This is a genomic window from Streptomyces sp. SID5469 (assembly GCF_009862865.1).
Classification (GTDB): domain Bacteria; phylum Actinomycetota; class Actinomycetes; order Streptomycetales; family Streptomycetaceae; genus Streptomyces; species Streptomyces avermitilis.
Genome location: NZ_WWIN01000001.1, coordinates 2,238,006 through 2,263,110, shown reverse-complemented (window position 1 = coordinate 2,263,110; position 25,105 = coordinate 2,238,006). Strand labels below are relative to the sequence as shown.

Annotated in this window: 22 protein-coding genes and 1 pseudogene; 12 read left to right on the top strand and 11 right to left on the bottom strand. The window is 71.9% G+C overall.

All coding sequences use genetic code 11. The features are described 5' to 3' along the window. Positions 1-84 precede the first annotated feature (84 nt). Positions 85-1,062 (top strand): AsnC family transcriptional regulator, encoded by a 978-nt coding sequence (locus GTY58_RS09745; protein WP_010983285.1) that lies wholly within the window; start codon positions 85-87, stop codon positions 1,060-1,062. Positions 1,063-1,082: 20 nt separating this feature from the next. On the opposite strand, the gene GTY58_RS09740 is transcribed toward GTY58_RS09745, so the two are convergent. Further along, positions 1,083-1,952, bottom strand: a complete 870-nt coding sequence (locus GTY58_RS09740; RefSeq protein ID WP_010983284.1) for a LysR substrate-binding domain-containing protein — start codon at positions 1,950-1,952, stop codon at positions 1,083-1,085. Between the two features lie 133 nt (positions 1,953-2,085). On the opposite strand from GTY58_RS09740, the gene GTY58_RS09735 reads away from it, so the two are divergent. Further along, the gene (locus tag GTY58_RS09735) at positions 2,086-3,126 is read left to right on the top strand and encodes a bile acid:sodium symporter family protein (protein WP_010983283.1); all 1,041 of its coding nucleotides are present in this window, start codon (positions 2,086-2,088) and stop codon (positions 3,124-3,126) included. On the opposite strand, the gene GTY58_RS09730 is transcribed toward GTY58_RS09735, so the two are convergent. The 5 genes and pseudogenes from GTY58_RS09730 to GTY58_RS09710 all read right to left on the bottom strand — a co-directional run bounded on the left by GTY58_RS09730 (position 3,065) and on the right by GTY58_RS09710 (position 8,400). After that, complete coding sequence (locus tag GTY58_RS09730) at positions 3,065-4,297, bottom strand: DUF5005 domain-containing protein (RefSeq protein ID WP_010983282.1); 1,233 nt, start codon at positions 4,295-4,297, stop codon at positions 3,065-3,067. The two genes, GTY58_RS09735 and GTY58_RS09730, sit on opposite strands and share 62 nt — an antisense overlap. 10 nt (positions 4,298-4,307) lie before the next feature. Further along, entirely contained in the window at positions 4,308-6,185 is a 1,878-nt protein-coding gene (locus tag GTY58_RS09725) for a sialidase family protein (protein ID WP_010983281.1), read from the bottom strand. Positions 6,186-6,299: 114 nt separating this feature from the next. Next, on the bottom strand, positions 6,300-7,082 hold the full coding sequence (locus GTY58_RS39545; RefSeq protein ID WP_063774024.1) for a collagen-like protein: 783 nt from the start codon (positions 7,080-7,082) through the stop codon (positions 6,300-6,302). After that, on the bottom strand, positions 7,079-7,351 hold the full coding sequence (locus tag GTY58_RS09715; RefSeq protein WP_037647371.1) for a hypothetical protein: 273 nt from the start codon (positions 7,349-7,351) through the stop codon (positions 7,079-7,081). The genes GTY58_RS39545 and GTY58_RS09715 overlap by 4 nt, the downstream gene beginning before the upstream one ends. A gap of 130 nt (positions 7,352-7,481) precedes the next feature. Continuing rightward, a pseudogene (locus GTY58_RS09710) lies at positions 7,482-8,400 on the bottom strand (zinc-binding dehydrogenase). Positions 8,401-8,497: 97 nt separating this feature from the next. On the opposite strand from GTY58_RS09710, the gene GTY58_RS09705 reads away from it, so the two are divergent. Together GTY58_RS09705 and GTY58_RS09700 are read left to right on the top strand one after the other, a co-directional pair. After that, entirely contained in the window at positions 8,498-8,932 is a 435-nt protein-coding gene (locus GTY58_RS09705) for a MarR family transcriptional regulator (protein WP_010983278.1), read from the top strand. A gap of 19 nt (positions 8,933-8,951) precedes the next feature. Continuing rightward, on the top strand, positions 8,952-9,509 hold the full coding sequence (locus GTY58_RS09700; protein ID WP_010983277.1) for an isochorismatase family protein: 558 nt from the start codon (positions 8,952-8,954) through the stop codon (positions 9,507-9,509). A 121-nt stretch (positions 9,510-9,630) separates the two neighbouring features. On the opposite strand, the gene fdhD is transcribed toward GTY58_RS09700, so the two are convergent. From fdhD to GTY58_RS09675, 5 genes are read right to left on the bottom strand one after another with little or no spacing between them, the layout of a single operon-like run. Next, positions 9,631-10,479, bottom strand: a complete 849-nt coding sequence (gene fdhD / locus GTY58_RS09695; protein ID WP_010983276.1) for a formate dehydrogenase accessory sulfurtransferase FdhD — start codon at positions 10,477-10,479, stop codon at positions 9,631-9,633. A 7-nt stretch (positions 10,480-10,486) separates the two neighbouring features. Next, entirely contained in the window at positions 10,487-11,347 is an 861-nt protein-coding gene (locus GTY58_RS09690; RefSeq protein WP_010983275.1) for a 2Fe-2S iron-sulfur cluster-binding protein, read from the bottom strand. Continuing rightward, entirely contained in the window at positions 11,344-13,167 is a 1,824-nt protein-coding gene (locus tag GTY58_RS09685; protein ID WP_010983274.1) for an NADH-ubiquinone oxidoreductase-F iron-sulfur binding region domain-containing protein, read from the bottom strand. The genes GTY58_RS09690 and GTY58_RS09685 overlap by 4 nt, the downstream gene beginning before the upstream one ends. Before the next feature lie 8 nt (positions 13,168-13,175). After that, positions 13,176-15,101, bottom strand: a complete 1,926-nt coding sequence (locus tag GTY58_RS09680; RefSeq protein WP_010983273.1) for a molybdopterin-dependent oxidoreductase — start codon at positions 15,099-15,101, stop codon at positions 13,176-13,178. Then, complete coding sequence (locus GTY58_RS09675) at positions 15,098-16,069, bottom strand: 2-dehydropantoate 2-reductase (protein WP_010983272.1); 972 nt, start codon at positions 16,067-16,069, stop codon at positions 15,098-15,100. The genes GTY58_RS09680 and GTY58_RS09675 overlap by 4 nt, the downstream gene beginning before the upstream one ends. Before the next feature lie 302 nt (positions 16,070-16,371). Here GTY58_RS09675 and GTY58_RS09670 point away from each other — a divergent pair, with 302 nt between their 5' ends. The 8 genes from GTY58_RS09670 (at position 16,372) to GTY58_RS09640 (ending at position 25,097) form a co-directional block, all read left to right on the top strand. Then, positions 16,372-17,703, top strand: coding sequence for an OFA family MFS transporter (locus GTY58_RS09670; RefSeq protein WP_010983271.1), 1,332 nt, complete (start codon positions 16,372-16,374; stop codon positions 17,701-17,703). Continuing rightward, positions 17,672-17,806: a hypothetical protein gene (locus tag GTY58_RS41290; RefSeq protein ID WP_255253726.1), complete on the top strand. Its 135-nt coding sequence runs from the start codon at positions 17,672-17,674 to the stop codon at positions 17,804-17,806. Before GTY58_RS09670 ends, GTY58_RS41290 begins: the two co-directional genes overlap by 32 nt. Positions 17,807-18,003: 197 nt before the next feature. Further along, positions 18,004-18,951 (top strand): beta-ketoacyl-ACP synthase III, encoded by a 948-nt coding sequence (locus GTY58_RS09665; protein ID WP_010983270.1) that lies wholly within the window; start codon positions 18,004-18,006, stop codon positions 18,949-18,951. A 150-nt stretch (positions 18,952-19,101) separates the two neighbouring features. Beyond that, entirely contained in the window at positions 19,102-19,776 is a 675-nt protein-coding gene (locus GTY58_RS09660; protein ID WP_010983269.1) for a GntR family transcriptional regulator, read from the top strand. A 381-nt stretch (positions 19,777-20,157) separates the two neighbouring features. After that, entirely contained in the window at positions 20,158-21,339 is a 1,182-nt protein-coding gene (locus GTY58_RS09655) for an ROK family transcriptional regulator (RefSeq protein ID WP_037647379.1), read from the top strand. Positions 21,340-21,475: 136 nt separating this feature from the next. Beyond that, complete coding sequence (locus tag GTY58_RS09650) at positions 21,476-23,014, top strand: sugar ABC transporter ATP-binding protein (protein WP_010983267.1); 1,539 nt, start codon at positions 21,476-21,478, stop codon at positions 23,012-23,014. Further along, positions 23,011-24,030, top strand: coding sequence for an ABC transporter permease (locus GTY58_RS09645; RefSeq protein ID WP_010983266.1), 1,020 nt, complete (start codon positions 23,011-23,013; stop codon positions 24,028-24,030). Before GTY58_RS09650 ends, GTY58_RS09645 begins: the two co-directional genes overlap by 4 nt. A gap of 17 nt (positions 24,031-24,047) precedes the next feature. Beyond that, a complete protein-coding gene (locus GTY58_RS09640) occupies positions 24,048-25,097 on the top strand; it encodes a substrate-binding domain-containing protein (protein WP_010983265.1) in 1,050 nt (349 codons plus the stop codon). Positions 25,098-25,105: the final 8 nt, after the last annotated feature.

Sequence of the window (25,105 nt, the reverse complement as noted above, 5' to 3'; positions counted from 1 at the left end):
ATGCGGTCCGTACGATGAGGGAGACCCGGACGATCGACACGGTCATCGGGCTCATCCCGCTGGATTTCGACACTGGAGTGCCCCTTGGAGAGGGAATCCGACGCGTTCGACGCATTGGATCTGCAACTGCTGGCGGCGCTGGAGCTGGCCGGCCGGGCGCCCTTCAGCCGGATCGCGGCCGTGCTCGGCGTCTCGGACCAGACCGTCGCGCGCCGCTACCGGGGACTGACCGCCGAGGCGGGCCTGCGGGTCGTGGCCGTCCGGGACGCGGAGCGCCTCGGCCAGGACCAGTGGATGCTGCGGCTGCGCTGCACCCCCGACAGCTCCGGGGCCATCGCGGAAGCCCTGGCCAAACGACCCGACACCGGCTGGATCGGACTGGCGTCGGGCGGCACCGAGGTGGCCTGCATGAGCCGCCCGCGCAGCCGGGGCGACCAGGACGACCTGCTGCTCGGCAAGCTGCCCCGCACACCCAGCATCGTGGAGATCCGCGCCCAGCAGCTGCTGCACCGGTTCTACGGCGGCCCGACGGGCTGGATCGGGAAGTTCTCCGCACTGACGGACGACCAGATCGCCGCGCTGCGCCCCGAGGTTCCGGCCGCGTCCGGGCCCGCCCGGATCGCCCCGGAGGACGAACCCCTGGTCGCCGCACTCGAACGGGACGGCCGGGCCACCTACCCCGAGCTCCAGCGGGCCACCGGCCGCTCCGAGTCCGCCGTCAAGCGCAGCCTCGCCGCACTGCTGGCCTCCGGCGCCGTCTACATCGACATCGAGTACCACTCCGAGATCCTCGGCTACTCCCTCGCGGCCCTCCTGTGGATCACCACCTCGCCCGGCGCGCTGCACTCGGTCGGCGAGGCCCTCGCCACCCACGACGAGATCGCCTACGCCTCGGCGACCGCCGGCCCCTCCAACATCGTCGCGACCGCCGTGGTGCGGGACACAGGGGCCCTCTACGCCTACCTGAGCGGCCGCCTCGGCCACCTCGAAGGGGTCCAGCACGTCGAGACGACACCGTTCATGCGCCGGGTCAAACAGCTGACGTACCGGATGCCGGGCTAGGGCAGGTCCGGCCCGGCCGGCTACGTCCGCCCGCGGTGCAACCGGTCGCCGCCCGCCAGGATCGCCGCCGCCAACGCTTCCGCCGCGCCCTGGGTGGGGCCCCGCCGGCGCCCGTGCACCAGGACGAAGTCCACCTCGCCCAGCTCCGGCAGCCCCGCCCGTTCAGGGACACGGACCAGGCCCGGCGGGACCAGGCCCCGGGAGTGGGCCATCACACCGAGACCCGCGCGGGCCGCCGCGATCAGGCCGTTCAGGCTGCCGCTGGTGCAGACGACGCGCCAGGACCGGCCCTGCTTCTCCAGGGCCTCGAGGGCGAGGGCGCGGGTGATGCCCGGCGGCGGGTAGACGATCAGCGGGACCGGGCGGTCGGGGTCCAGGCGGAGCCGCTCCGCGCCGATCCACACCAGCCGGTCGTGCCGGACGAGCTCCCCGCGCGGGTCCTGCGGCCGGCGCTTGGCGAGCACCAGGTCGAGCTTGCCCGCCGCGAGCTGTTCGTGCAGCGTGCCCGACAGCTCGACCGTCAGCTCCAGGTCCACCTCCGGATGGTCGTACCGGAAGCCCTCCAGGATCTCCGGCAGCCGGGTCAGCACGAAGTCCTCCGACGCGCCGAACCGCAGCCGCCCGCGCAGCCGCGTGCCCGTGAAGAACGCCGTGGCCTGCTCGTGCACCTCCAGGATCCGGCGGGCGAAACCGAGCATCGCCTCGCCGTCCTCCGTCAGCTCCACCGAGTGGGTGTCGCGCGAGAAGAGCTGCCGTCCGGCCGTGTCCTCCAGCCGGCGCACGTGCTGGCTCACCGTCGACTGACGCAGCCCGAGCCGGCGCGCGGCCTGCGTGAAGCTCAGCGTCTGCGCCACCGCGAGGAACGTCCGCAGCTGTGAAGGGTCGTACATCCCGCGACGTTATCGCGGAACGTGATGACAGTCAGAGTGGTATGCCGGATTCCCGATCGCGGGTCCGGGGAGGACGATGGAGAGGGCACGTCCGGTGTCCGGAAAACGACGTACAGCGAAGTAGTGGAGCACAGTGAAACGCCTGCGGTGGCCGAGTTGGATACCCGTCGACCCGTACATCCTTTTGTTGCTCGGGACCGTGGGCCTCGCGGCTCTCCTGCCCGCGCGCGGCACGGCCGCGGATGTCGCGTCGGGGGCCTCCACGGCCGCGATCGCCTTTCTCTTCTTCCTCTACGGAGCCCGGCTCTCCACGCGTGAAGCACTCGAGGGCCTCAAGCACTGGCGGCTGCACGTCACGGTCCTCGCCTGCACGTTCGTGGTCTTCCCGCTGCTCGGTCTCGCCGCCCGCGGGCTCGTCCCGGCGCTCCTGACGCAGCCCCTCTACACCGGTCTCCTCTTCCTCACCCTCGTCCCGTCGACCATCCAGTCGTCGATCGCCTTCACCTCCATCGCCCGCGGCAACGTGCCCGCCGCGATCTGCGCGGGTTCCTTCTCCTCGCTCGCCGGGATCGTCGTCACCCCGCTGCTCGCGGCCGCCCTGCTCGGCAACAGCGGCGGCGGGTTCTCCGCCGACTCGCTCGTCAGGATCGTGCTGCAACTGCTGGTCCCGTTCCTCGCCGGGCAGGTGCTGCGGCGCTGGATCGGCGGGTTCGTCCTGCGGCACAAGAAGGTCCTCGGACTCGTCGACCGCGGCTCGATCCTGCTCGTCGTCTACACCGCGTTCAGCGAGGGCATGGTGCAGGGCATCTGGCACCAGGTGAGCGCCGTCAGGCTCGCCGGACTGCTCGTCGTCGAGGCCGTGCTGCTCGCCGTGATGCTCGCGCTGACCTGGTACGGCGGCAAGGCGCTGGGCTTCGGCCGCGAGGACCGGATCGCCATCCAGTTCGCCGGTTCGAAGAAGTCCCTCGCTTCCGGACTTCCCATGGCCAGTGTGCTGTTCGGCGCGCACGCCTCGCTCGCCGTGCTGCCGCTGATGCTCTTCCACCAGATGCAGCTGATGGTGTGCGCGGTGATCGCCAAGCGCCGGGCGCGCGACCCGGAGCGGTCGGCGGTCACCCCGGAGTCAGCCGCAGGGACACGAACCGCGGTCGGTACAGGGACACGTTCCGGCTGAGGTTCGCCTGGGCCGAAGCGCCCGTCGTGTCCAGCCAGTTGACGTCGTAGCTGAGGACGAGCCGGCCGTCGCCGCCGAGCACCGGGTGGGCCTGCGGGTTGTACGCGGCCACCTGCCCCTGCGGCAGCGGCGGGCTGAATCCCCTGGCCGGACCGTGCCAGGGGCCGGCCGGTGAGCACGCCCAGTACGACGTGACCGTCGTCAGCCCCCGGGTGCCGGCGGCCATGGTGAACAGCACGTATGTCGGTCCGTCGCGGACGACCGTGAAGGCGCTGCCCACGCCCGTGCCCCGCCCGTCCCCGAGCATCGCCGCCGGCCGGGCGTGAGCCCTCCAGGCGGAGCCGTCCCAGTACTCCCAGGCCCCCGGCTCCGCCAGCCTCCCGCGCGGCACCCGCGCCACGTACGCCTTCGACGCCGGGCGGGAGGCGGCCTGCCCGTCGTCGCCGCCGAACACGTACGTCCAGTCCCCGTCGCCCGTCACCGCCGTGGTGCCGAACAGCACGCGGTGCGCGGGATCTGGGACCTGCCGCTGGTCGAGGACCTGGGTGATGCCCTCGACCCGCAGGTCCGGCAGGGAGAGCGTGGCGACCTCGGTGGCGGTCGGGACGCCGTAGATCCACGGGTACGCACCTGTCGTACGGGTCCACAGCAGGACACGTACGACCTGTTCGGACGAGCCGGGGGAGCGGGGCTCGACCCGGGCGGCCACCGGCCAGCGCCACTGTCCGGCGGCCGGATCCGGGAACAGCGGGGCGGGCAGCGTGGCGCTCAGCCGGCCCGCACCCGTCATCACCACAGCCGAGTTGCGTACGAGGGGTGCCGAGGTGTCCCGCCAGGCGTAGGACTCGCCGACGGGGTTGGGCGGGCCGTGCACCTGGCCCAGATAGGTGTCCGAGAACAGCCACAGCACCCGCCCGTCCGGCAGTCGCACCGAGTGGGTGCCGTCGCCGCCGGTCCAGTCGTCGGCACGGGTGGCGTCGTCGCCGTAGCGCGCGAACTCGCCGGTCAGTTCTGTGTCCGGGCGCCAGGATTCCACCGTGCGTGCCGCGCAGCCGCCGCTCTCCCGGTGGTGGTCCGGGAGGGCGGTGAGCAGCACGGCCGTGCAGACCAGGGCCAGGAGCACACCGAGCCCGGTCCCGGTCCGCCGTCGAGCTCGTGCGTCGTCGGGCACGCACGGGACGTTAGTGGCTGCCGCTCACCCGGTCCATGGGCAGCCGCAGGACGGTGTCCCGGGCCGACGCCTCGTTGTCCGTGCGCAGGCCCGTGATCTCGGCGTCGCTCAACGCCCGTCCATAGACGCGCACTTCGTCGATGGATCCGGTGAAGTACGCCCGGCTGTCCATCCGCTGACCGATGTGCACACCGAACGGCGAGTTGCGGCTGACGGACCCGGGCACATCCGCGGTGCTGATCGGCGTACCGTCGAGGAACAGCGTGAGCGCTCCGCCGCCACGGCGCAGCGCGAGATGGTGCCACTGGCCGTCGTTGTACGCGCCCGTCGTGCGCACGAACGCGGACTGCGGGGCCGAGGCGCCGTCGCGGACGGTGATCAGACCCTGGACGCGGTTCGACGCGGGCTCGCCGCGCAGCCACACCTGTGGCTGCGAGGTCCCGATCCCGCCCATCCACAGCAGGGGCTGCTCGCCGGTCGCGGCGGTGTAACGGAACCAGAGGGACGCCGTGAAGTCCTTTGTCCCGAGCGGGAGTTCGGCACGGTACGGCAGGCGTACGGCGTCGTCGGCGCCGTCGAAGTCGAGCGCGCCGCCGAACACGCCCTCCGTCTGCTCGGCGCCCCCGAGGACCGCGGCGCCCTTGGCGTGCGGGGCCAGGTCGGGCGTTGTCGGGTCGGGGCCGCGGCGGGGTTTCAGCCAGTCCTCGGTGAAGCGGGCGAAGCGGATCTCGTCCCGCGCGTCGACCGCACCGCCCTCGTACATCAGGCCCACGGTGTCCCGGCCGACGCGCACCAGGTCCGAGTAGCCCGACCAGTCCGTGGTGACGACCGTGCCGCGGTCGACGCTGTCCCAGGTGCGTCCGCCGTCGTACGAGGAGCGGATCGTCATGGTCCGCCGGCGGTCCGGGTCGCCGGGGCAGGCGAGCAGCAGCCGGTCGCCCAGGCGCAGCGAGGAGCCCTGGACCTGGGGCGTGTACAGGTCCGGCAGATCACGGAAGGGCGCGGTGAAGCTGGAGCCGCCGTCGCGGCTGACGGCCTGGGTGCGGTGTCCGAGGTCGGTGCCGTCCTGCTCGCGCCCGCTGACCAGGACGGACCCGTCCGTGCGCTCGGCCAGCGTCATCTCGGACGGCTTCTGACGGAACGTGCCGTCCGCGGCGATCGGCCACGAGTCCGTGGCGCCGATCCTCCAGTGGTCGCCGCCGTCGTCGCTGGTGATGAGCGCGGCGTGGTTCGCGCTGACCCGACTGCCGTCCCATGTCTCGGTGTTGACGCCGAGGACGAGCCGGCCCGCATGTCTGCCCCGGGTCAGCTGGATGCCGTGCACGGGTCCGGTGGCGTACCAGGAGTTCCACTCCGGCGGGAGGATCTCGTCGCTCAGGTCGCGCGGCCGGGACCAGGTGAGGCCGTCGTCGTCGCTGTACTGGAGGTGCGGTGTGCGGTCGCACGGGACGGTACAGCCGGCGCTGTCCGTACGGCCCGTGTTGTACGTCTCGGCCAGGACGATGCGGCCGGTCTCGCGGTCCACTACGGGCGCCGGGTTGCCGTGGGTGTCCCCGCCGCCCTCGTTGACCACCTGGAGCGGGCCCCAGGTGCGGCCGCCGTCGGTGGAGCGCTTGAGGACGATGTCGATGTCGGCCGCGTCACCGCAGTTGAGGACGCGGCCCTCGGCGAACGCCAGGAGGGTGCCGTCGGTCGTCTTCACGACGGCCGGTATGCGGAAGCAGGCGTATCCGGGATCCTGGGACGCCTTGAAGAGCACCTGTTGCTCGAACTCACCCGTGTCCGTCGCCTGTTCGGCCCCCGCGGGGCTCGGCAGGGCCAGTAGTGCGGCGGTGGTGAGCACGGCGGTCAGGGTCGATGCGATACGTGCACGGAGAGTTGACGGCATGGTGCGACCTGCCCTTCATGCGTCTGGACATCTGGACATCCCACGTCCAACGTGCGCGTCACAGACGCTACTTGGGCGCTCAGCCGGCCCACAAGAAGCGTGCACCGGTCGTGTTCACGCCAGGTCTCGGCGTCGCCGTGGAGGCGGCAGGACCGGAAGTACCGCCGCCGCCTGGGGAACCGGCCCGGGTGCCGCTCCGGTCCTGCGGCAGACCAGGGCGTCCGGGTCGCTCGCGGGCGCCTGGAGGGAGTAGCCGTCCGGGCAGGTGGGGCCGGGGTCACCCTTGGGGCCGGCCGGGCCCGGGTCTCCCCGGTCGCCCTTCGGGCCCGAGGATCCGGGCGCTCCCTGGTACCCCTGCGCCCCCCGCTCGCCCTCGGCCCCGGGGAGCCCCGCCGGTCCAGGAGGCCCTGCCGGTCCGGGGGGTCCCGCCGGCCCGGGGGGTCCCGCCGGTCCGGGGGAGCCGTCCGTGCCCGGCTCGCCGGAGGGGCCGGTCCCGCCGGACGGTCCGAGGGGACCTGGCTCGCCGCGCGCCCCGCGCTTCCCGGCGGCACCGTTCTTCCCGCCCGAGCCCCGCTCACCCCGGGCGCCGGGTGCGCCGGGCATCCCGGCGGGCACCCGAACGCGGTCGACCAGATGGTCCACGGCCTCGGAGGGGTCCGGCGCGGCGGGGGTTCCACCGCCGGCCTCGACCTGGGCACGCAGGTCCCGCACGTCCTGCGCGAGCGTGGACAGGGCCTTGCCGCGCCGGTCCGCCTCCGAGCGCAGCTCCTCGGCCTTGCGGTCCCCGGCGTCGATGCGCGCCCACAGGACCACCGCGATGCCGGAGAGCGCGATCAGGACGCAGACGAGGAAGATGCCGCGCCAGCGCAGGGCGAGCAGCCGCTGGAACCCGTTCACGGCGCACCTCCCAGGCGGTGGACGTCGAGGCGCAGCCGGGCGATCTCCGACTGGTCCGCGGCATGCAGCGTGGACAACTCGACGATCCGCGAGTCACGTTCGGCGACCTGGCGCTCCAGGCGGTCGCGCTCGGACTGCAGCTTGTCGGTGAGACTGGAGAAGCCGTTCAGAGCGTTCTCGCCCCGCTTCCCCAGGTACGCCACGACGGCCGCGCCCAGCACGCCCGCGCAGGCCACTAACGAGCCGAGCAGGGTGGTGCCGGCATCCAAGTAACTGCCTCCTACCCGGACGACGGGCCGCGCGGACGTGGCCCTGTGGAACTCACCGGGAGTAACGAGCCCGCGCGGGTGGGGATGTGCGCGGGAGGCCGAGTACACCGGACGGAGTAGCGGCGGAGCGTCAGGTGCGCAGGACCACCTTGCCGAGGTTGCTCCGCGACTCGATCACCTCGTGCGCCTTCGCGGCGTCCGCCAGGTCGAACTCCCCGTGCACGGCCGGCCGCAGCGCCCCGTCCGTGAACAGCCGCCACAGCTCCCGCCGCCACCGTTCGTACAGCTGCGGCTCCCCGCGGGCGATCCGCGCCATCTGGAAGCCGATCACCGACTTCGCGCTCACCAGCAGGTCGTACGCCTGGACGGTCCCGCCGCCCGAGCTGTAGGCGACGAGCCGGCCACCCGGGGCGAGCGCGGCGATCGCCGGGGTGAGCAGCTCACCGCCGACCGCGTCGAGGACGTAGTCGACGGGCTCGCCCCAGGCGTCGGCGTCGTAGGTGATCACGTCGTCGGCGCCGAGCCCGCGCACGAACGCCGCCTTGCCCGGGGCGGACACGGCGCCGACGACGCGCGACGCCCCGCGCAGGCGCGCGAGCTGTACGGCGAGTTGGCCCACGCCGCCGGCCGCCGCGGTGACGAGCGCCGACTCGCCGGGGCGGGGGCGGGCCGCCTCCAGGGCGCCGAGCGCGACCAGGCCGCTGCGGACCAGGGCGACGGCGTCGACGGGGCTCGCGCTCTCGGGGACGGGGGTGGCCCATGGTTTCGTGCAGGAGGGCGTAGTCGGCGTAACCGTGTCCGAAGCAGAGACCGGTGACGCGGTCGCCCGCCGTGAAACGGGTGACACCTTCCCCGGCGGCGACGACCTCTCCGGCGATCTCGCCGCCCAGCGGGATCGGCTCGGCGGCCTCGGTGACCTTCCGTACGACCGGGAGGGTCACCCCGATCGCCGCGGCGCGGACGAGCAGCTCGCCCGGTCCGACGTCGGGCACCGGCACCTCCTCCAGGAACAGCGGGCCACCGGTGTGCTCGTACCGGACGCGACGCATCGCACCTCCCAGAATGCGGGGACAGTATTCGTTGGGAGTCCCAATGATAACTGGAGATTCGTTGGGATGCCCCATGGTTATTCGCTAGGCTGGGGGCATGTCCGCCCCCCTGCCCGCAATCCGCACCCTCCCCAGCTGGCTCCTCGGCCGGGCCGCCGCCCGGGGGCGCGGCCTGGTGGCCGAGGCCCTGGCGGCCGAGGGGATGAAGATGTGGCACCACGTGGTGCTCTCCGCCGTCGCCGACCTCGGCCCCGTCGCCCAGGCCGAGCTCGGCCGCAGTATCCAGCTCGATCCCAAGGACCTGGTCGGCGTCCTCAACGACCTCCAGTCCGCGGGCCTGATCGTCCGTGAACCGGACCCGAAGGACCGCCGCAAGAACGCGGTGTCCCTCACCGGGGAGGGCACGCGCCTGCTGAAGCGCTGCGAGAAGGCGGCCCGCGCCGCGAACGACGCGCTCCTCGCCCCGCTCGAGGCGGCCGAACGCGACCAGTTCATGAGCCTGTTGATCCGGATTTCCGGTACGGACGGCTGATGCGGGCTAACGTTCCGTCATGACCGCACCAGTACCCGCAGCCGAACCCCGGCTCGCCCTCGACCCCGCACGCACCGCCCTAGTGCTCGTCGACCTGATGGACCGCATCGTCGGACTGCCCGTCGAGCCCCGGAAGGGCGTCGAAGTCCTCTCCGTGGCCGAGGGGCTGGCGGCCGGCTTCCGCTCCGCGGGCGCCCTCGTCGTCCTCATCCGCGTCGAGCGCCCCGGCCTCGCCGAGCAGCCACCCGGAAGCGGGCTGGTCGCCGGTCTCGCGGCGGACGGCGACCTGGAGATCGTGAAACGGACCATCGGGGGTTTCCAGGGCACGGCCCTGGACGAGCAGCTGCGCGAGCGCGGCATCAGCACACTGGTGTTCGGCGGCATCGCCACCAATCTGGGCGTCGAGTCCACCGCCCGCGCGGCCGGCGACCTCGGCTACGACCTGGTCTTCGTCGAGGACGCGATGGCCGCCCTCACCGCGGCCGAGCACGACGCGTCCGTACGGCTGGACTTCCCCCGGCTGGGCACGGTGGTCACCGCCGCCGAGGTGCACTTCGCCTCGGGTGAGGTGAGGTGAGGTGAGGCGGCGGGCGAGGGCGAGCGCGGCCGACTGAGCGACCGCTTTGGGGCGGGGCCCCTTCGGCGCAGGGGGCGCTCCCCGCCGGTCGGGGCCCCGCCGCCGTGCAGCGGGGAGCCGCTCAGCCCTGGGCGGCCGCGGCCCGCAGAGCGATGCGGTGCTCGCCCGCGTACACGTTCATGGAGGCGCCCCGCAGGAAGCCCACCAGGGTCAGCCCCGACTCCGCGGCCAGGTCCACGGCCAGCGACGAGGGGGCCGACACCGCCGCCAGAACCGGAATCCCGGCCATGACCGCCTTCTGCGCCAGCTCGAAGGAGGCCCGGCCCGACACCAGCAGGACCGTGCGGGACAGCGGCAGGGAGCCGCTCTGCAGGGCGCGGCCGACCAGCTTGTCGACCGCGTTGTGCCGGCCCACGTCCTCTCGGATGTCGACGAGCTCGCCCTCCTCCGTGAAGAGCGCCGCCGCGTGCAGGCCCCCGGTCCGGTCGAAGACCCGCTGGGCCGCCCGCAGCCGGTCGGGGAGGCTCGCGAGCAGCTCGGGTTCGAGCCGGACCGGGGGAGTGTCGTCGATCGTCCAGCGTGCCGTCGTACGGACCGCGTCCAGGCTCGCCTTGCCGCACAGTCCGCAGGAGGACGTCGTGTACACGTTCCGTTCGAGTGTGATGTCGGGGAGGACGACACCGGGCGCCGTCCGCACGTCGACGACGTTGTACGTGTTCGAGCCGTCCACCGTCGCGCCCGCGCAGTACACGATGTTCTGCAGTTCGTCGGCCTCGCCCAGGACGCCCTCACTGACCAGGAAGCCCGCGGCGAGCGCGAAGTCGTCACCCGGCGTGCGCATGGTGATCGCGAGCGGCTTGCCGTTGAGGCGGATCTCCAGTGGTTCCTCGGCGACGAGCGTGTCCGGGCGGGTGCTCACGGCCCCGTCCCGGATGCGGATCACCTTGCGTCGTTCCGTGACTCGTCCCATGTCCTGATCAGTCCCGGTTCTGTACGTGCTGGTAGCCGAAACGGCCCTTGATGCAGAGGTTGCCGTGGGTCACCGGGTTGTCGTGCGGTGAGGTGACCTTCACGATCTCATTGTCCTGTACGTGCAGGGTGAGATTGCAGCCCACTCCGCAGTAGGCGCACACCGTGGTCGTCTCGGTCTGTGCCGACTCGTCCCACGTACCCGCCGCGCGCATGTCGAACTCCGACTTGAACGACAGCGCGCCGGTCGGGCACACCTCGACGCAGTTGCCGCAGTACACGCACGCGGAGTCCGTGAGCGGCGCGTCGTGCTCGACCGCGATCCGCGCGTCGAAGCCGCGCCCCACCACCGAGATCGCGAACGTGTTCTGCCACTGGTCGCCGCACGCGTCGACGCACTTGTAGCAGAGGATGCACTTGTCGTAGTCGCGGACGTAGAGGTCGTTGTCGACCTTCGGCTCCTCGTTGAGCCGGGCGGCGTCGGGGCCGAAGCGGTCCGGCTTCGCCTCGTACTCCTTGATCCACCCGGCGGCCTTCGGCGTGGTCGACAGGTCGACCGAGGACGCGAGGAGTTCGAGCACGAGCCTGCGGCTGTGCCGGGCGCGCTCGGTGTCGGTGCGCACCTCCATGCCGGGCTCCGCCCCGCGCGAGCAGGCCGGGACGAGAGTGCGCGCGCCCTCGACCTCGACGACGCAGACGCGGCAGGCGTTCTTCGGGGTGAGGGTGTCGCCCTGGCAGAGGGTCGGCACGTCCTTTCCGGCGGCCCGGCAGGCGTCGAGGATCGTCGACCCCTCCGGGACCCTGGCCTCCTGCCCGTCGACGGTGAACTCGACGAGCCGGCGCGGCACTCCCAGCGGTATCGCGGTCATTCGTACGCCCCCAGACGGTCGATGGCAGATTCCACGGCGTTCCACGCGCTCTGGCCCAGACCGCAGATCGAGGCGTCCCGCATCGCCCGGCCCACCTCTCTGAGCAGGGCGATGTCGTCGGCGGCCGCCGCCCCCGTCCGCGCCACGATCCGGTGCAGCGCCTCCTCCTGGCGCACGGTCCCGACCCGGCACGGCACGCACTGGCCGCACGACTCGTCGCGGAAGAACTCGGCGATCCTCAGGAGGAGCCGGGGGAGCGGGACGGTGTCGTCGAAGGCCATGACGACTCCCGAGCCGAGCGTGGTGCCCGCCTGACGGGTGCCTTCGAAGGTGAGCGGGATGTCCCGTTCGTCGGGCCGTACGAAGCCGCCGGCCGCGCCGCCGAGCAGGACCGCGCGCAGCCGTTCCCGCACTCCGGCCAGCTCCAGCAGCTCGCCCAGCGTCGCGCCGAACGGCAGCTCGTAGACGCCGGGCCGGTCCACGCTGCCCGACACGCAGAAGAGCTTGGGCCCGGTGGACTTCGCCGTGCCGATCGCCGCGTACGCCTGCGCCCCCATCGTGAGGACGGGCAACACGTTGACCAGCGTCTCGACATTGTTCTCGGCAGTGGGCCGGCCGAACAAGCCCTTCTCCACGGGGAAGGGCGGCTTCGACCGCGGCTCCCCCCGGTACCCCTCGATCGAGTTGAAGAGGGCGGTCTCCTCACCGCAGATGTACGCGCCCGCGCCGCGCCGGATCTCGATGTCGAAGGCGTAGCCCTGACCGAGGACGTCGTCGCCGAGCAGCCCACGCGCGCGTGCCTGCTCGATGGCGTGGCTCATGCGCTCCAGGGCGCGCGGGTACTCCCCGCGCAGATACAGATAGCCCTGGTGCGCCCCGACGGCGTACGCGGCGATCGTCATCGACTCGACGAGCGCGTACGGGTCGCCCTCCATGATCACCCGGTCCTTGAAGGTGCCGGGCTCGGATTCGTCGGCGTTGCAGACGAGGTGGTGCGGACGGTCGGGCCGGGACGCCGTCGCCTGCCATTTGCGGCCGGTGGGGAAGGCGGCGCCGCCGCGCCCGACCAGGCCCGCGTCGGTGACCTCCCGGATGACCTCGGCCGGCCCGAGCTCGAAGGCCCGCCGCAGCGCCGCGTAACCGCCGTGCGCCCGGTAGTCGTCGAGCGACGCGGGGTCGACCACGCCGACGCGGCGCAGGAGAACCAGCCCGTCCTGACCCGCCTGGGGGACCGCGAGGGCGGCGGACGGCTCCTCGGGCGCCGAGTCGGGCGCGCTCGCCGCCAGCACCGCGGCCTCGACGGTCGCGGGCGCCGACACCGCCGTACGCACCGGATCCCCGGCCCTGACCGCCAGTGCGGCCGGAGCCCGCTCGCACAGGCCCAGACAGGGGCCGCGTTCCACTCCGACGCCGCTGCCGGGCCCGAGCCGGGCCTCGACACCGGCGCACAGCTCAGCCGCCCCGGCGGACGCGCACGCGAGGTCCGTGCACACATGCAGGACGGTCGCGGGGCGCGGTTTCACCGCGAACATCGAGTAGAACGTGGCGACGCCGTACGCCTCCGCGGGCGGCACCGTCAGCCGCCGGCACAGGTAGTCGAGGGCGCCCTCGCTGATCCAGCCGATCCGGTCGTTGACCGCGTGCAGCCCCGGCAGCAGCAGGTCGCGGCGGTCCCGGGCCGCGCGCCCGCCGCGGGCCCACCTGAGGTCGGCGTCGGACCGGTCGGCGCCCTCCCACGAGGACTCCGGGGGACCGAGCAGCGCGTCGACGGCCGCCCGCTCCTCGTCCGACGGTTTGCTGTCACCGAAGTGCAGATCCATGTCCTGCCTCAGCTCCTCACGGCCGTGACCGGCAGCTTCTCGATCCGGATCGCGGACGCCTTGAACTCGGCCGTCCCGGCGATCGGGCAGTTGGCCTCGATCGTCAGCCGGTTGGTGTCCACCTCGTCGGGAAAGTGCATGGTCATGAAGGCGAGACCGGGGCGCAGCGCCGGATCGATCCACACCGGCGCCACCACGGCCCCGCGCCGCGAGGCCACCTGGACCTGCTCGCCCACCACGACCCCGTAGCGCTCCGCGTCCTCCGGGCACAGCTCGACGAACTCGCCGCGCCGCAGCGGAGAGGCGAAACCGCCGCTCTGCACACCGGTGTTGTAGGAGTCGAGGCGGCGCCCGGTGGTGAGCCGGATCGGGTACTCCTCGTCCGTCAGATCGACGGGCGGGTCGTGCTGGACGATCCCGAAGGGGGCGAGGCGGCCGCGCCCGGCCGGGTCGGACGACCACAACCGGCCGTGCAGATAAGGGGGTTCGAGCCGGTCCGGTGCGGGGCACGGCCACTGGATGCCCTGGTGCTCCGCCAACCGCTCGTACGTCATCCCGTAGTGGTCCGGCGACACCGACCGCAGCTCGTTCCAGACCGCCTCGGCGTCCGCGTACTTCCAGTCGTGCCCGAGCCGCGCCGCGAGCGCGCAGAGGATGTCGATGTCCTCGCGCGCCTCACCCGGCGGGGTCACCGCCCGGCGCACGCGCTGCACCCGCCGCTCGCTGTTGGTCGTCGTGCCGTCCGTCTCGGCCCACCCGGCGGTCGCCGGCAGCACGACGTCGGCCAGCTCGGCCGTCCTGGTGAGGAAGATGTCCTGGACGACGAGGAAGTCGAGGGCCCGCATGCGCCGTACGGCCCGCTCGCTGTCCGCCTCCGACTGCGCCGGGTTCTCCCCGATGCAGTAGACGGCCCTGAGGGTGCCCTCCTCCATCGCCTCGAACATCTCCGTCAGGTTCAGCCCGTAGTGCGGCTGGATGACGGTGTCCCAGGCGGACTCGAACTTCAGTCGCGCGTCCGGGTCGAGGATGTCCTGGAAGCCGGGCAGCCGGTTCGGGATGGCGCCCATGTCGCCGCCGCCCTGCACGTTGTTCTGGCCGCGCAGGGGCTGCAGGCCCGAGCCGTACCGGCCCACGTGCCCGGTCAGCAGGGACAGGTTGATCAGCGCGCGCACGTTGTCGGTGCCGTTGTGGTGCTCGGTGATGCCGAGGGTCCAGCACAGCTGGGCGCGCTCCGCCCGGGCGTAGGCGTGCGCCAGCTCCCTGATGGCGCGGGCCGGTACACCCGTCACCTTCTCGGCGAGCGACAGCGTCCACGGCTCGACGAGCGCCCGGTACTCCTCGAAGCCGCTCGTCGCCCGCTCGACGAAGGTCTCGTTGGCGAGGCCCGCGTGGATGATCTCGCGGCCGATCGCGTGCGCCATCGGGATGTCGGTGCCGACGTTGAGGCCGAGCCAGCTCTCCGCCCACTCGGCCGTGGAGGTGCGGCGCGGATCGACGGCGTACATCCGGGCGCCGTTCCTGATCCCCTTCAGGACGTGCTGGAAGAAGATCGGGTGCGCGAAGCGGGCGTTGGAGCCCCACATCACGATGAGGTCGGTGTGCTCGGTCTCCTCGTACGACGACGTCCCGCCGCCCGAGCCGAAGGCGGCCGACAGACCGGCCACGCTCGGGGCGTGACACGTCCGGTTGCAGGAGTCGACGTTGTTGGTGCCCATCACGACCCGGGCGAACTTCTGCGCCACGTAGTTCATTTCGTTGGTCGCCCGGGCGCAGGAGAACATGCCGAAGGCGCCGCGTGCCGCGTCGAGGCCCCGGGCCGCGCGGTCCAGCGCCTCCTCCCACGTGGCCCGGCGGAGGGGCTCGTCGCGCGAGTCCCTGACGAGCGGATGCGTGAGGCGGGTGTAGGTCTTCGGAGTTCGGTCGCGTTTCGTCATGCGGCGGTCCTCGCTGCGAGCAGATCCGAGAGGGCGTGGACGGTGCGCAGCGTCGGCACCTCGACGCCGGTGATCTCCGCCAGCTCGACGACGGCGCCGAGCAGCACGTCGAGTTCGAGCGGCTTGCCGCGCTCCAGGTCCTGGAGCGTGGAGGTGCGGTGGTCGCCGACGCGCTCGGCGCCGGCCAGCCGGCGTTCGATGGAGACGCCGACCTCGCAGCCCAGTGCCTCGGCGACGGTGAGCGTCTCGGTCATCATGATCTCGATGACCCGGCGGGTGCCGCCGTGCAGGCACATCTGCCGCATGGTCGCGCGGGCCAGCGCGCTGATGGGGTTGAAGGAGATGTTGCCCAGCAGCTTGAGCCAGATGTCGTTGCGCAGGTCGGGTTCGACCGGGCACTTGAGACCGCCCGCCCGCAGGGCCTCACTGAACGCGCCACAGCGCACCGAGACGCTGCGGTCGGGCTCGCCGACGGAGAACCGGGTGCCTTCGAGATGGCGTACGACGCCCGGTCCTTCGAGCTCGGTCGCGGCGTAGACGACGCACCCGACGGCCCGTTCGGGCGCGAGCACCGCACTGACCGCGCCGTCCGGGTCGACGCTTTCGACGCGGTGGCCGTCGTACGGCCCGCCGTGCCGGTGGAAGTACCACCAGGGGATGCCGTTCTGAGCGGCCACGACCGCGGTCGTGTCGCTGAGCAGAGGCTCGATCAGCGGCCCGCACGCCGCGTACGAGTTGGCCTTCAGCCCGAGGAAGACGAAGTCGACCGGGCCGATCTCGGCCGGGTCGTCGGTGGCGTGGGCGCGTGCGGTGAAGTCACCGCGCGGACTGAGCACCCGCACTCCGTGCCGCCTCATGGCCGCCAGATGCGGTCCACGGGCGATGAGGTGCACATCGGCGCCCGCGCGCTGGAGCGAGGCGCCGACGTAGGCGCCGATCGCACCGGCGCCGAGAACTGCGACTTTCACTGGGGGAGCTCCGTTCGGTCGAGGGTACCGAGGAACTGTCGAACGCTGTCCAGAAGGTGTCGACGAAATATTGTCTACAGTATGGAAGTGGGGGCGGCAAGGGTTCGCGCACGACCTGGCCAAGCCTTGGGCGCCGGTCTGACCGAACCTTGGGCTCCGGTCCGGCCGAGCCTTGGAGGCCGGTCCGGCCAAGCCTTGAATACCGGCCGGTACGACCGTTCGTCGCGCACGGCATACCGCTCACCGCATACGGTCGACGCGCGACTTCTCAACCTCCCCCGCACTCCCTACCGTCCGGGATCATGAGTCCCCCCGTCGCCCCCGCCGGCTGGAGCCGGTGGCTCGTTCCCCCCGCCGCTCTCTCCGTCCACCTCTCCATCGGGCAGGCCTACGCCTGGAGCGTGTTCAAGCCGCCCCTCGAATCCGCGCTCGGCCTCAGCGGCACCCAGAGCGCGCTGCCCTTCCAGCTCGGCATCGTGATGCTCGGCCTGTCGGCCGCGTTCGGCGGCACGCTGGTGGAGCGCAACGGGCCGCGCTGGGCGATGACCGTCGCCCTGGTCTGCTTCTCGTCCGGCTTCCTGATCTCCGCCCTCGGCGCGGCCACCGAGCAGTACTGGCTGATCGTCCTCGGCTACGGCTTCGTCGGCGGGATCGGCCTCGGCATCGGCTACATCTCACCCGTCTCGACACTGATCAAGTGGTTCCCGGACCGGCCCGGCATGGCCACCGGCATCGCCATCATGGGCTTCGGCGGCGGCGCGCTCATCGCCTCGCCCTGGTCGACGCAGATGCTGGAGTCGTTCGGCACCGACAGCTCCGGGATCGCGCAGGCGTTCCTGGTGCACGGCCTCGTGTACGCCGTGTTCATGTCGCTCGGGGTGCTGCTGGTGCGGGTCCCGCGCACCGAGAGGCCCGTCGAGGGCGCGCCGAGCGCCTTCCAGGGGCCGCAGGTCTCGGCCCGCGACGCCGTGCGCACCCCGCAGTTCTGGTGCCTGTGGGTGGTGCTCTGCATGAACGTGACCGCGGGCATCGGCATCCTGGAGAAGGCCGCCCCGATGATCACGGACTTCTTCGCGGACACGTCCACCCCGGTGTCGGTCTCCGCGGCGGCCGGTTTCGTCGCGCTGCTGTCGGCCGCGAACATGGCGGGCCGGATCGGATGGTCCTCGACGTCCGACCTGATCGGGCGCAAGAACATCTACCGCGTCTACCTCGGTGTGGGTGCCCTGATGTACGCGCTGATCGCCTGGTTCGGGGACTCATCCAAGCCGCTGTTCATCGTCTGCGCGCTGGTGATCCTCTCCTTCTACGGCGGCGGCTTCGCTACGATCCCCGCCTATCTGAAGGACCTCTTCGGCACCTATCAGGTCGGCGCCATCCACGGCCGGCTGCTCACCGCCTGGTCCACGGCGGGAGTCCTCGGCCCGCTGATCGTGAACTGGATCGCCGACCACCAGAAGGAGGCGGGCGAGCACGGGTCCTCCCTCTACGGCCTGTCCTTCCTGATCATGATCGGGCTGCTCGTCATCGGCTTCGTCGCGAACGAGCTGGTCCGCCCCGTCCACGCCCGCCACCACATCCCCGCCCCGAGGGAGGCCGCCGATGTCCAGCGACAGCAGCCCGAGTCCGCCTGACCGCCGGGCCCTGATCGGCTTCGCCTGGCTGTGGGTGGGCGCACCGCTCTGTTACGGCTTGTACGAGCTCGTCCTCAGGGCCAAGCAGCTGTTCACCGGGTGAGCGCCCGGATATTCGGAGGACTGTTCGGGTGTCCGGAGGTCTGTTCGGATGTTCGAGGGGCCATTCGGGTGTCCCGGAGGTCTGACAGAAGCCGACAAGCCTGCCGCCGCATTCCTGTCGCTTCACCTGCCGTCGTACCCGTGAGTCACTGAACAGACTGGTGGGTCCCGCTACCCAAGGCAACGAGGGGGACCCCCATGAACGGCTCACGCATCGCCGCCGTCGGCCACTACCAGCCCGCCAAGGTACTCACCAATGAGGACCTGGCGAGCCTGGTCGACACCAGCGACGAGTGGATCAGGAGCCGGGTGGGCATCCGGACGCGCCACTTCGCCGGGCCCGACGAGCCCGTCGACGAGCTGGCCGGGCACGCGGCGGCCAAGGCGCTCGCCTCGGCCGGGCTGGCCCCGGCCGACATCGACCTGGTGCTCGTCGCCACCTCCACCGCCGAGGACCGTTCCCCGAACATGGCCGCCCGGGTCGCCGCCCGCCTCGGCATCCCGTCCCCGGCCGCGATGGACATCAACGTGGTCTGCGCCGGCTTCACGCACGCCCTGGCCACGGCCGACCACGCCGTGCGCGCGGGGGCGGCCACGCGGGCGCTCGTCATCGGCGCCGACAAGATGTCCGCGGTGACGGACTGGAGCGACCGTACGACCTGCGTCCTCGTCGGCGACGGAGCGGGCGCCGCCGTGGTCGACGCCTGCCCCGAGGGCGCCGAGCCCGGCATCGGCCCCGTGCTGTGGGGGTCGGTCCCCGAGATGGGCCACGCGGTACGCATCGAAGGCACGCCCCCGCGTTTCGCCCAGGAGGGGCAGAGCGTCTACCGCTGGGCCACCACCCAGCTCCCGGCCATCGCGCGCCGGGCATGCGAACGCGCGGGGCTCACGCCCGCGGATCTCGCCGGGGTCGTGCTGCACCAGGCGAACCTGCGCATCATCGAACCCCTCGCCGCGAAGATCGGCGCCGTGAACGCCGTCGTCGCACGCGATGTCGTCGAGTCCGGCAACACGTCGGCCGCGAGCATCCCGCTCGCCTTCTCCAAGCTGGTGGAGCGCGGGGAGATCTCGACCGGCGACCCGGTCCTCCTCTTCGGCTTCGGCGGGAACCTGTCGTACGCGGGCCAGGTCATCCGCTGCCCGTGAGCTGCCCGTGACCTGCTCGTACGGCTCGGTGTGATGAGCCCAACTCCCCCTCGCCCTGGCTGTTGTGCGCCGTAGACTGTAGACGAAAGACAATCGATACTGTCTTTCCGGTGCTGTGCTGCTGCCGCCACTGCCCAGGAGGGGACCGCCATGTTGTCCGCAGGACTGCCGCAGGGGACGGTGCCCAAGCTCGAACGGCCCGGTCCGCTGCGCGACCGCGTCTACGAGGCGCTGCTCGAACTCATCACCACCCGCGCCCTCCAGCCCGGCCAGCATCTCGTCGAGAGCGAACTCGCCGGGCACCTCGGAGTCTCCCGGCAGCCGGTGCGCGAAGCGCTCCAGCGGCTGAACACCGAGGGGTGGGTCGATCTGCGGCCCGCCCAGGGCGCGTTCGTGCACGAACCGACGGAGGACGAGGCCGACCAGCTCCTCACGGTCCGTACGCTCCTCGAGGCCGAGGCGGCCCGGCTCGCCGCCGCCAACGCGGGCACGGCGGGCATCACCGCCCTCGAAGAGCTGTGCGCGCAGGGCGAGCGGGCGGTGGCCGACGACGACGTGGACGGAGCGGTCGCGATGAACGCCCGGTTCCATACGAAGGTCATGGAGCTCGCGGGCAACGCCGTGCTCGCCGAGCTGGCCGCGCAGGTCGACCGCCGGGTGCGCTGGTACTACACGCCGGTCGCCCGGCAGCGCGGCCGCCAGTCCTGGATCGAGCACCGCGATCTGATCGACGCGATCTCGGCGCGGGACGAGCGGCGCGCGACGGAGGTCATGCGCGCCCACACCGAGCACACGCGCAAGACGTACCACGAGCGCGAGAAGTAGCCGGGCGAGGGATCCCGACGTGGCCACGACGTAGTCAGGCGGTGACCGAGGGGCGCCAGGCGGCGGCCGCGGAGTCGTCAGGCGGTCGCCCGGAGGGGGCGGGCAGCCTCGGCGTACGCGCGCGGCCTCGGCGTACGCGCGCGGCCGCCGGCTCGTACGCCGCCCAGTGGGCCCCCGCCCGGCATCCCCACCGACGGCACCACCAGGGCGACGAGGAAAGCCGGTCTTTGTCCTTTCAGTGGCGAAAGTCGTCGGTAATTCCTGTGAGACTTCTTCCCACTCCCGGCAGCCACTGCTACGTTCCCCTCGAAAGCGAGCCAGGCGATGGCCGGAACCCGGCGCACGCAGGCCAGTTGAGACGGGGAGGGGCTCGTGAGACGTATGACGGCTCGACCCGCGAACGCTCACCAGGCCCGGCTGCTGCGCCTGTTGCGTGACGACGGCCCCAACTCCCGCGCTCAGCTGGGCGACCGGATCGATCTCTCGCGGTCGAAGCTGGCCGTCGAGGTGGACCGGCTGCTGGAGACGGGCCTGGTCGTGGCCGACGGACTCGCCGCCTCCCGGGGCGGCCGCCGCTCCCACAACATCCGGCTCGCGCCCGCGCTCCGCTTCCTCGGCGTCGACATCGGCGCGACCTCGGTCGACGTCGCCGTCACCAACGCCGAACTGGAGGTCCTGGGGCACATCAACCAGCCCATGGACGTCCGCGAGGGCCCGGTGGCCGTCTTCGAGCAAGTCCTCGCCATGGCAGCCAAGTTGAGGGCTTCGGGGCTCGCGGAGGGCTTCGACGGCGCCGGAGTCGGGGTGCCGGGTCCGGTCCGGTTCCCGGAAGGCATACCGGTCGCGCCGCCGATCATGCCGGGGTGGGACGGCTTCCCGGTGCGCGAGGCGCTCAGCCAGGATCTCGGCTGCCCCGTCATGGTCGACAACGATGTGAACCTCATGGCCATGGGGGAGCAGCACGCGGGCGTCGCACGCTCCGTGGGCGACTTCCTCTGCGTCAAGATCGGCACCGGCATCGGCTGCGGCATCGTCGTCGGCGGCGAGGTGCACCGCGGGGTGACGGGCAGCGCGGGCGACATCGGGCACATCCAGGCGGTGCCGGACGGCCGCCCGTGCGCGTGCGGCAACCGTGGCTGCCTGGAGGCCCACTTCAGCGGCGCGGCGCTCGCCCGCGACGCCACCGAAGCCGCCCAGCAGGGGCTTTCGGAAGAGCTCGCCACCCGGCTGGCGGCGGCGGGCACGCTCACCGCCGTCGACGTCGCCGCCGCGGCTGCCGCCGGGGACGCCACCGCGCTCGACCTGATCCGCGAGGGCGGCAACCGCACCGGTCAGGTCATCGCCGGACTCGTCTCCTTCTTCAACCCCGGACTGGTGGTGATCGGCGGCGGGGTGACCGGCCTCGGCCACACCCTGCTCGCCGCGATCCGCACCCAGGTCTACCGTCAGTCGCTGCCGCTCGCGACCGGCAATCTGCCCATCGTGCTGGGCGAGTTGGGCCCGACCGCCGGAGTCATCGGCGCGGCCCGGCTGATCAGCGACCACCTGTTCTCACCCGCGTAAGCACCCGCCGTACCGCGCGCACGACCAGCACAGCGCCCTGCTCCGCCCTGCCTGAATGCCTGCCGCACGCCCTGCATGCCTGCTCCGCAAGCGCACGCCCTGAAACCGGCCCGCACGCCTGCCAAAGGGAACCGTCATGGCACCAGAACCACCGCTGCTCACCATGTCCGGCATCACCAAGTCGTTCCCCGGCGTCCGGGCCCTCGACGGCGTCGACCTCGACGTTCAGGCCGGCGAGGTCCACTGTCTGCTCGGCCAGAACGGCGCCGGAAAGTCCACCCTCATCAAGGTCCTGGCCGGCGCCCACCAGCCCGACGACGGCCGTCTGTGCTGGCGCGGCGCACCCGTCACGCTCCGCTCCCCGATCGCCGCCATGCGCCTCGGCATCGCCACCATCTACCAGGAACTAGACCTGGTGGAGGGCCTGTCGGTGGCCGAGAACGTCCACCTCGGCCATGAGCCCACGACCGCCGGCTTCGTCGTACGAGGGAAGGCCGCGCGAGCCTCGACAGCGGCTCTCCTCAAGCGCCTCGGCCACCCGGAGATCGCACCGTCGCGCCTCGTCGGCGACCTGTCGGCAGCCCAGCAGCAGATCGTCTCCATGGCGCGCGCGCTCTCCCACGACGTCCGCCTCATCGTGATGGACGAGCCGTCCGCGGCCCTCGATCCCGACGAGGTCGACAACCTCTTCCGCATCGTCGGCGACCTCACCGCGGACGGCGTCGCCGTCGTCCACATCTCGCACCGCCTCGAGGAGATCCGCCGGATCGGCGACCGGGTGACCGTACTGAAGGACGGGCGCGCGGTGGCGGGCGGGCTGCCCGCGAAATCCACGCCGACGCGCGAGATCGTGGCGCTGATGACCGGCCGCGACGTGGAGTACGTCTTCCCGGACCGGCCGCCCGCCCCTGCCCCAGCCACCTCCGACCCCCTACTCAAGGTCCAGGGCCTCGCCAGGGAAGGCGAGTTCGAGCCCCTCGACCTCGAACTGCGCCCCGGCGAGATCGTCGGACTGGCCGGACTGGTGGGTTCGGGACGGTCCGAGATCCTGGAGACCGTCTACGGGGCCCGGAAGCCGTCCGCAGGGCAGGTCACGGTGGCCGGACGGGCGCTGCGGCCCGGCAGCGTACGCGCCGCCGTCCGCGCCGGACTCGGGCTCGCCCCCGAGGAGCGCAAGACGCAGGCCCTGCTCCTGCTGGAGTCCGTCACGCGCAATGTGTCGCTCTCCTCCATGTCCCGCTTCGCACACGGAGGTTGGATCGACCGCGGCGCCGAACGCGATGCCGCGCGAGCCGCGACCCGGGAACTGTCACTGCGCCCCGACCGTCCGTCCGCGCCCGCGCGCACCCTGTCCGGCGGCAACCAGCAGAAGGCCGTCCTGGCGCGCTGGCTGCTGCGCGGCTGCCGGGTGCTGCTCCTCGACGAACCCACCCGCGGCGTCGACGTCGGCGCCCGCGCCGAGCTGTACGCGGTGATCCGCCGCCTCGCCGACGAGGGCCTCGCCGTGCTGCTCGTGTCCAGCGAGGTACCCGAGGTGCTCGGCCTCGCCGACCGGGTGCTGGTGCTGCGCGAGGGCCGCGTCGTACACCGGGCGCCCGCCCGTGAACTCGACGAACACCGCGTCCTCGACCTGGTCATGGAAGGAAGCCCCGTGGAAGGAACCCCGGCGTCATGACGCAGCCCGTATCTCCGCCCAGGGGCGGCACCGGCCAGGCGTCACCGGTGAGTGAACTCCCCGCATGGCGCTCCCTCGCCGCCCGCGCCGACGTCCGCACGCTCTCGCTGCTCGGTGTGCTCGCCGCCCTGGTCGTCATCGGCGGCATCACCAAACCCGACGAGTTCCTCGACACCCGCAATCTCCAACTCGTCCTCACCCAGGCCTCGGTGATCGGCGTCGTCACCGTCGGCATGACCTTCGTCATCACCTCCGGCGGCATCGACCTGTCCGTCGGCGCGATCGTCGCCCTCGCCTCCGTATGGGCCACCACCGTCGCCACCCAGGAGTACGGCTTCGCCGGCATCCTCTTCACCGCGATGATCGTCGGCGTGGGCTGCGGCCTCGTGAACGGACTGCTGATCGCGTACGGCGGGCTGGTGCCGTTCATCGCCACGCTCGCCATGCTGGCCTCGGCCCGCGGCCTCGCGCTCCAGATCACGGACGGCAGGACACAGATCGTCACCGTCGACACGGTCCTGAAGCTGGGGGAGCGCGATTCCTATCTGCTCGGCATCCCGCCGCTCGTCCTGGTCTTCGCGGTCGTGACGGTCATCGGCTGGCTGATCCTGAACCGCACCACCTTCGGGCGGCGCACGGTCGCCGTCGGCGGCAACGCGGAGGCGGCCCGGCTCGCGGGCATCGACGTACGACGCCAGCGGCTGTACCTCTACCTGCTCTCCGGGCTGTGCTGCGGCATCGCCGCCTTCCTGCTGATCATCCTGTCCGGCTCGGGCCAGAACACCAACGGCAACCTGTACGAGCTCGACGCCATCGCGGCCGCGATCATCGGCGGCACCCTGCTCAGCGGAGGCCGGGGCACCATCACCGGCTCGGTCCTCGGCGTACTGATCTTCACCACGATCACCGACATCTTCGCCCTGAACAACCTGCAGAGCGACGTCCAGCAGATCGCCAAGGGCGCGATCATCGTCGCCGCCGTGCTGGTCCAGCGCCGTACCGCGAGCACGACCTGAGGAAAGGGTTCACCGCCATGCCAGAGCCGACACCTGTCACGAGCCGCAGAGGACTGCTCTTCGGGACCGCCGCCGTATCCGCCGGTGCCCTCCTCGTGGGTTGCACAAGCAATGACACCACGTCCGAGAAGCCGGCCGCGAACGACCGGTCGGCCGCCGACGACAAACCCGGCAAGCACGTCACCATCGGCTTCGCCGGACCGCAGGCCGACCACGGCTGGCTCAACGCGATCAACGACAACGCGAAGAGCCGGGCGAAGAAGTACGGCGACGTGACGCTGGAGATCACCGAGGGCTCCAACGACACCGCCGCGCAGATCGGCCAGATCGAGACGCTGATCAACAAGAAGGTCGACGTCCTGGTCGTCCTGCCCGCCGACGGCAAGGCACTCACCCAGGTCGGCCTCAAGGCGATGCGCGCGGGCATACCCGTCGTCAACCTCGACCGTATCTTCAACTCCCCGCAGGCGTACCGCTGCTGGATCGGCGGCGACAACTACGGCATGGGGCTGAGCGCCGGCCGCTACATCGGCGAGAAGCTCAAGGACAAGCCGAACGCGCGCGTCGTCGAGCTGGCCGGGCTGGACAACCTGGAGCTCACCAAGCAGCGCACGCAGGGCTTCGACGCGGCGCTGAAGAACTACCCGAACATCAGGAAGGTCGCCCGGCAGGCAGCCGAGTTCACCGTCGAGTCCGGACAGTCGAAGATGGCCCAGCTCCTCCAGGCCCAGTCCAGGTTCGACGCGCTGTGGAACCACGACGACGACCAGGGCGTCGGCGCGCTGCGGGCCATCAAGCAGGCCGGACGGGACGACTTCCTGATGGTCGGCGGCGCGGGCGCGCTCTCCGCCTTCCAGGCCATCAAGGCGGACGACGGTGTCCTGAAGGCGACCGTGCTGTACCCGCCGACCATGGCCGCGTCCGCCATCGACCTGGCCCGCGCGCTCGGCCAGGGCAAGGGCGTCGGCGGCCTCGCCGAGTTCGAGATCCCGGCCTCCCTGACCCTCTACTCGGCGGTCGTCGACAAGGACAACGTCGGCCAGTACATGTCCACCGGCTTCAGGTGACCGCCCCT

What these genes read in the sequence shown, in the direction of transcription:
- GTY58_RS09705 (WP_010983278.1), top strand. Translation starts at nt 8,498, where the DNA reads ATGTCCGCCCCCCTGCCCGCAATCCGCACCCTCCCCAGCTGGCTCCTC.
- GTY58_RS41290 (WP_255253726.1), top strand. Translation starts at nt 17,672, where the DNA reads ATGTCCAGCGACAGCAGCCCGAGTCCGCCTGACCGCCGGGCCCTGATC.
- GTY58_RS09740 (WP_010983284.1), bottom strand. Translation starts at nt 1,952, where the DNA reads ATGTACGACCCTTCACAGCTGCGGACGTTCCTCGCGGTGGCGCAGACG.
- GTY58_RS09670 (WP_010983271.1), top strand. Translation starts at nt 16,372, where the DNA reads ATGAGTCCCCCCGTCGCCCCCGCCGGCTGGAGCCGGTGGCTCGTTCCC.
- GTY58_RS09685 (WP_010983274.1), bottom strand. Translation starts at nt 13,167, where the DNA reads ATGGATCTGCACTTCGGTGACAGCAAACCGTCGGACGAGGAGCGGGCG.
- GTY58_RS09725 (WP_010983281.1), bottom strand. Translation starts at nt 6,185, where the DNA reads ATGCCGTCAACTCTCCGTGCACGTATCGCATCGACCCTGACCGCCGTG.
- GTY58_RS09690 (WP_010983275.1), bottom strand. Translation starts at nt 11,347, where the DNA reads ATGACCGCGATACCGCTGGGAGTGCCGCGCCGGCTCGTCGAGTTCACC.
- fdhD (WP_010983276.1), bottom strand. Translation starts at nt 10,479, where the DNA reads ATGGGACGAGTCACGGAACGACGCAAGGTGATCCGCATCCGGGACGGG.
- GTY58_RS09665 (WP_010983270.1), top strand. Translation starts at nt 18,004, where the DNA reads ATGAACGGCTCACGCATCGCCGCCGTCGGCCACTACCAGCCCGCCAAG.
- GTY58_RS09645 (WP_010983266.1), top strand. Translation starts at nt 23,011, where the DNA reads ATGACGCAGCCCGTATCTCCGCCCAGGGGCGGCACCGGCCAGGCGTCA.
- GTY58_RS09650 (WP_010983267.1), top strand. Translation starts at nt 21,476, where the DNA reads ATGGCACCAGAACCACCGCTGCTCACCATGTCCGGCATCACCAAGTCG.
- GTY58_RS09680 (WP_010983273.1), bottom strand. Translation starts at nt 15,101, where the DNA reads ATGACGAAACGCGACCGAACTCCGAAGACCTACACCCGCCTCACGCAT.
- GTY58_RS09655 (WP_037647379.1), top strand. Translation starts at nt 20,158, where the DNA reads ATGACGGCTCGACCCGCGAACGCTCACCAGGCCCGGCTGCTGCGCCTG.
- GTY58_RS09640 (WP_010983265.1), top strand. Translation starts at nt 24,048, where the DNA reads ATGCCAGAGCCGACACCTGTCACGAGCCGCAGAGGACTGCTCTTCGGG.
- GTY58_RS09700 (WP_010983277.1), top strand. Translation starts at nt 8,952, where the DNA reads ATGACCGCACCAGTACCCGCAGCCGAACCCCGGCTCGCCCTCGACCCC.
- GTY58_RS09660 (WP_010983269.1), top strand. Translation starts at nt 19,102, where the DNA reads ATGTTGTCCGCAGGACTGCCGCAGGGGACGGTGCCCAAGCTCGAACGG.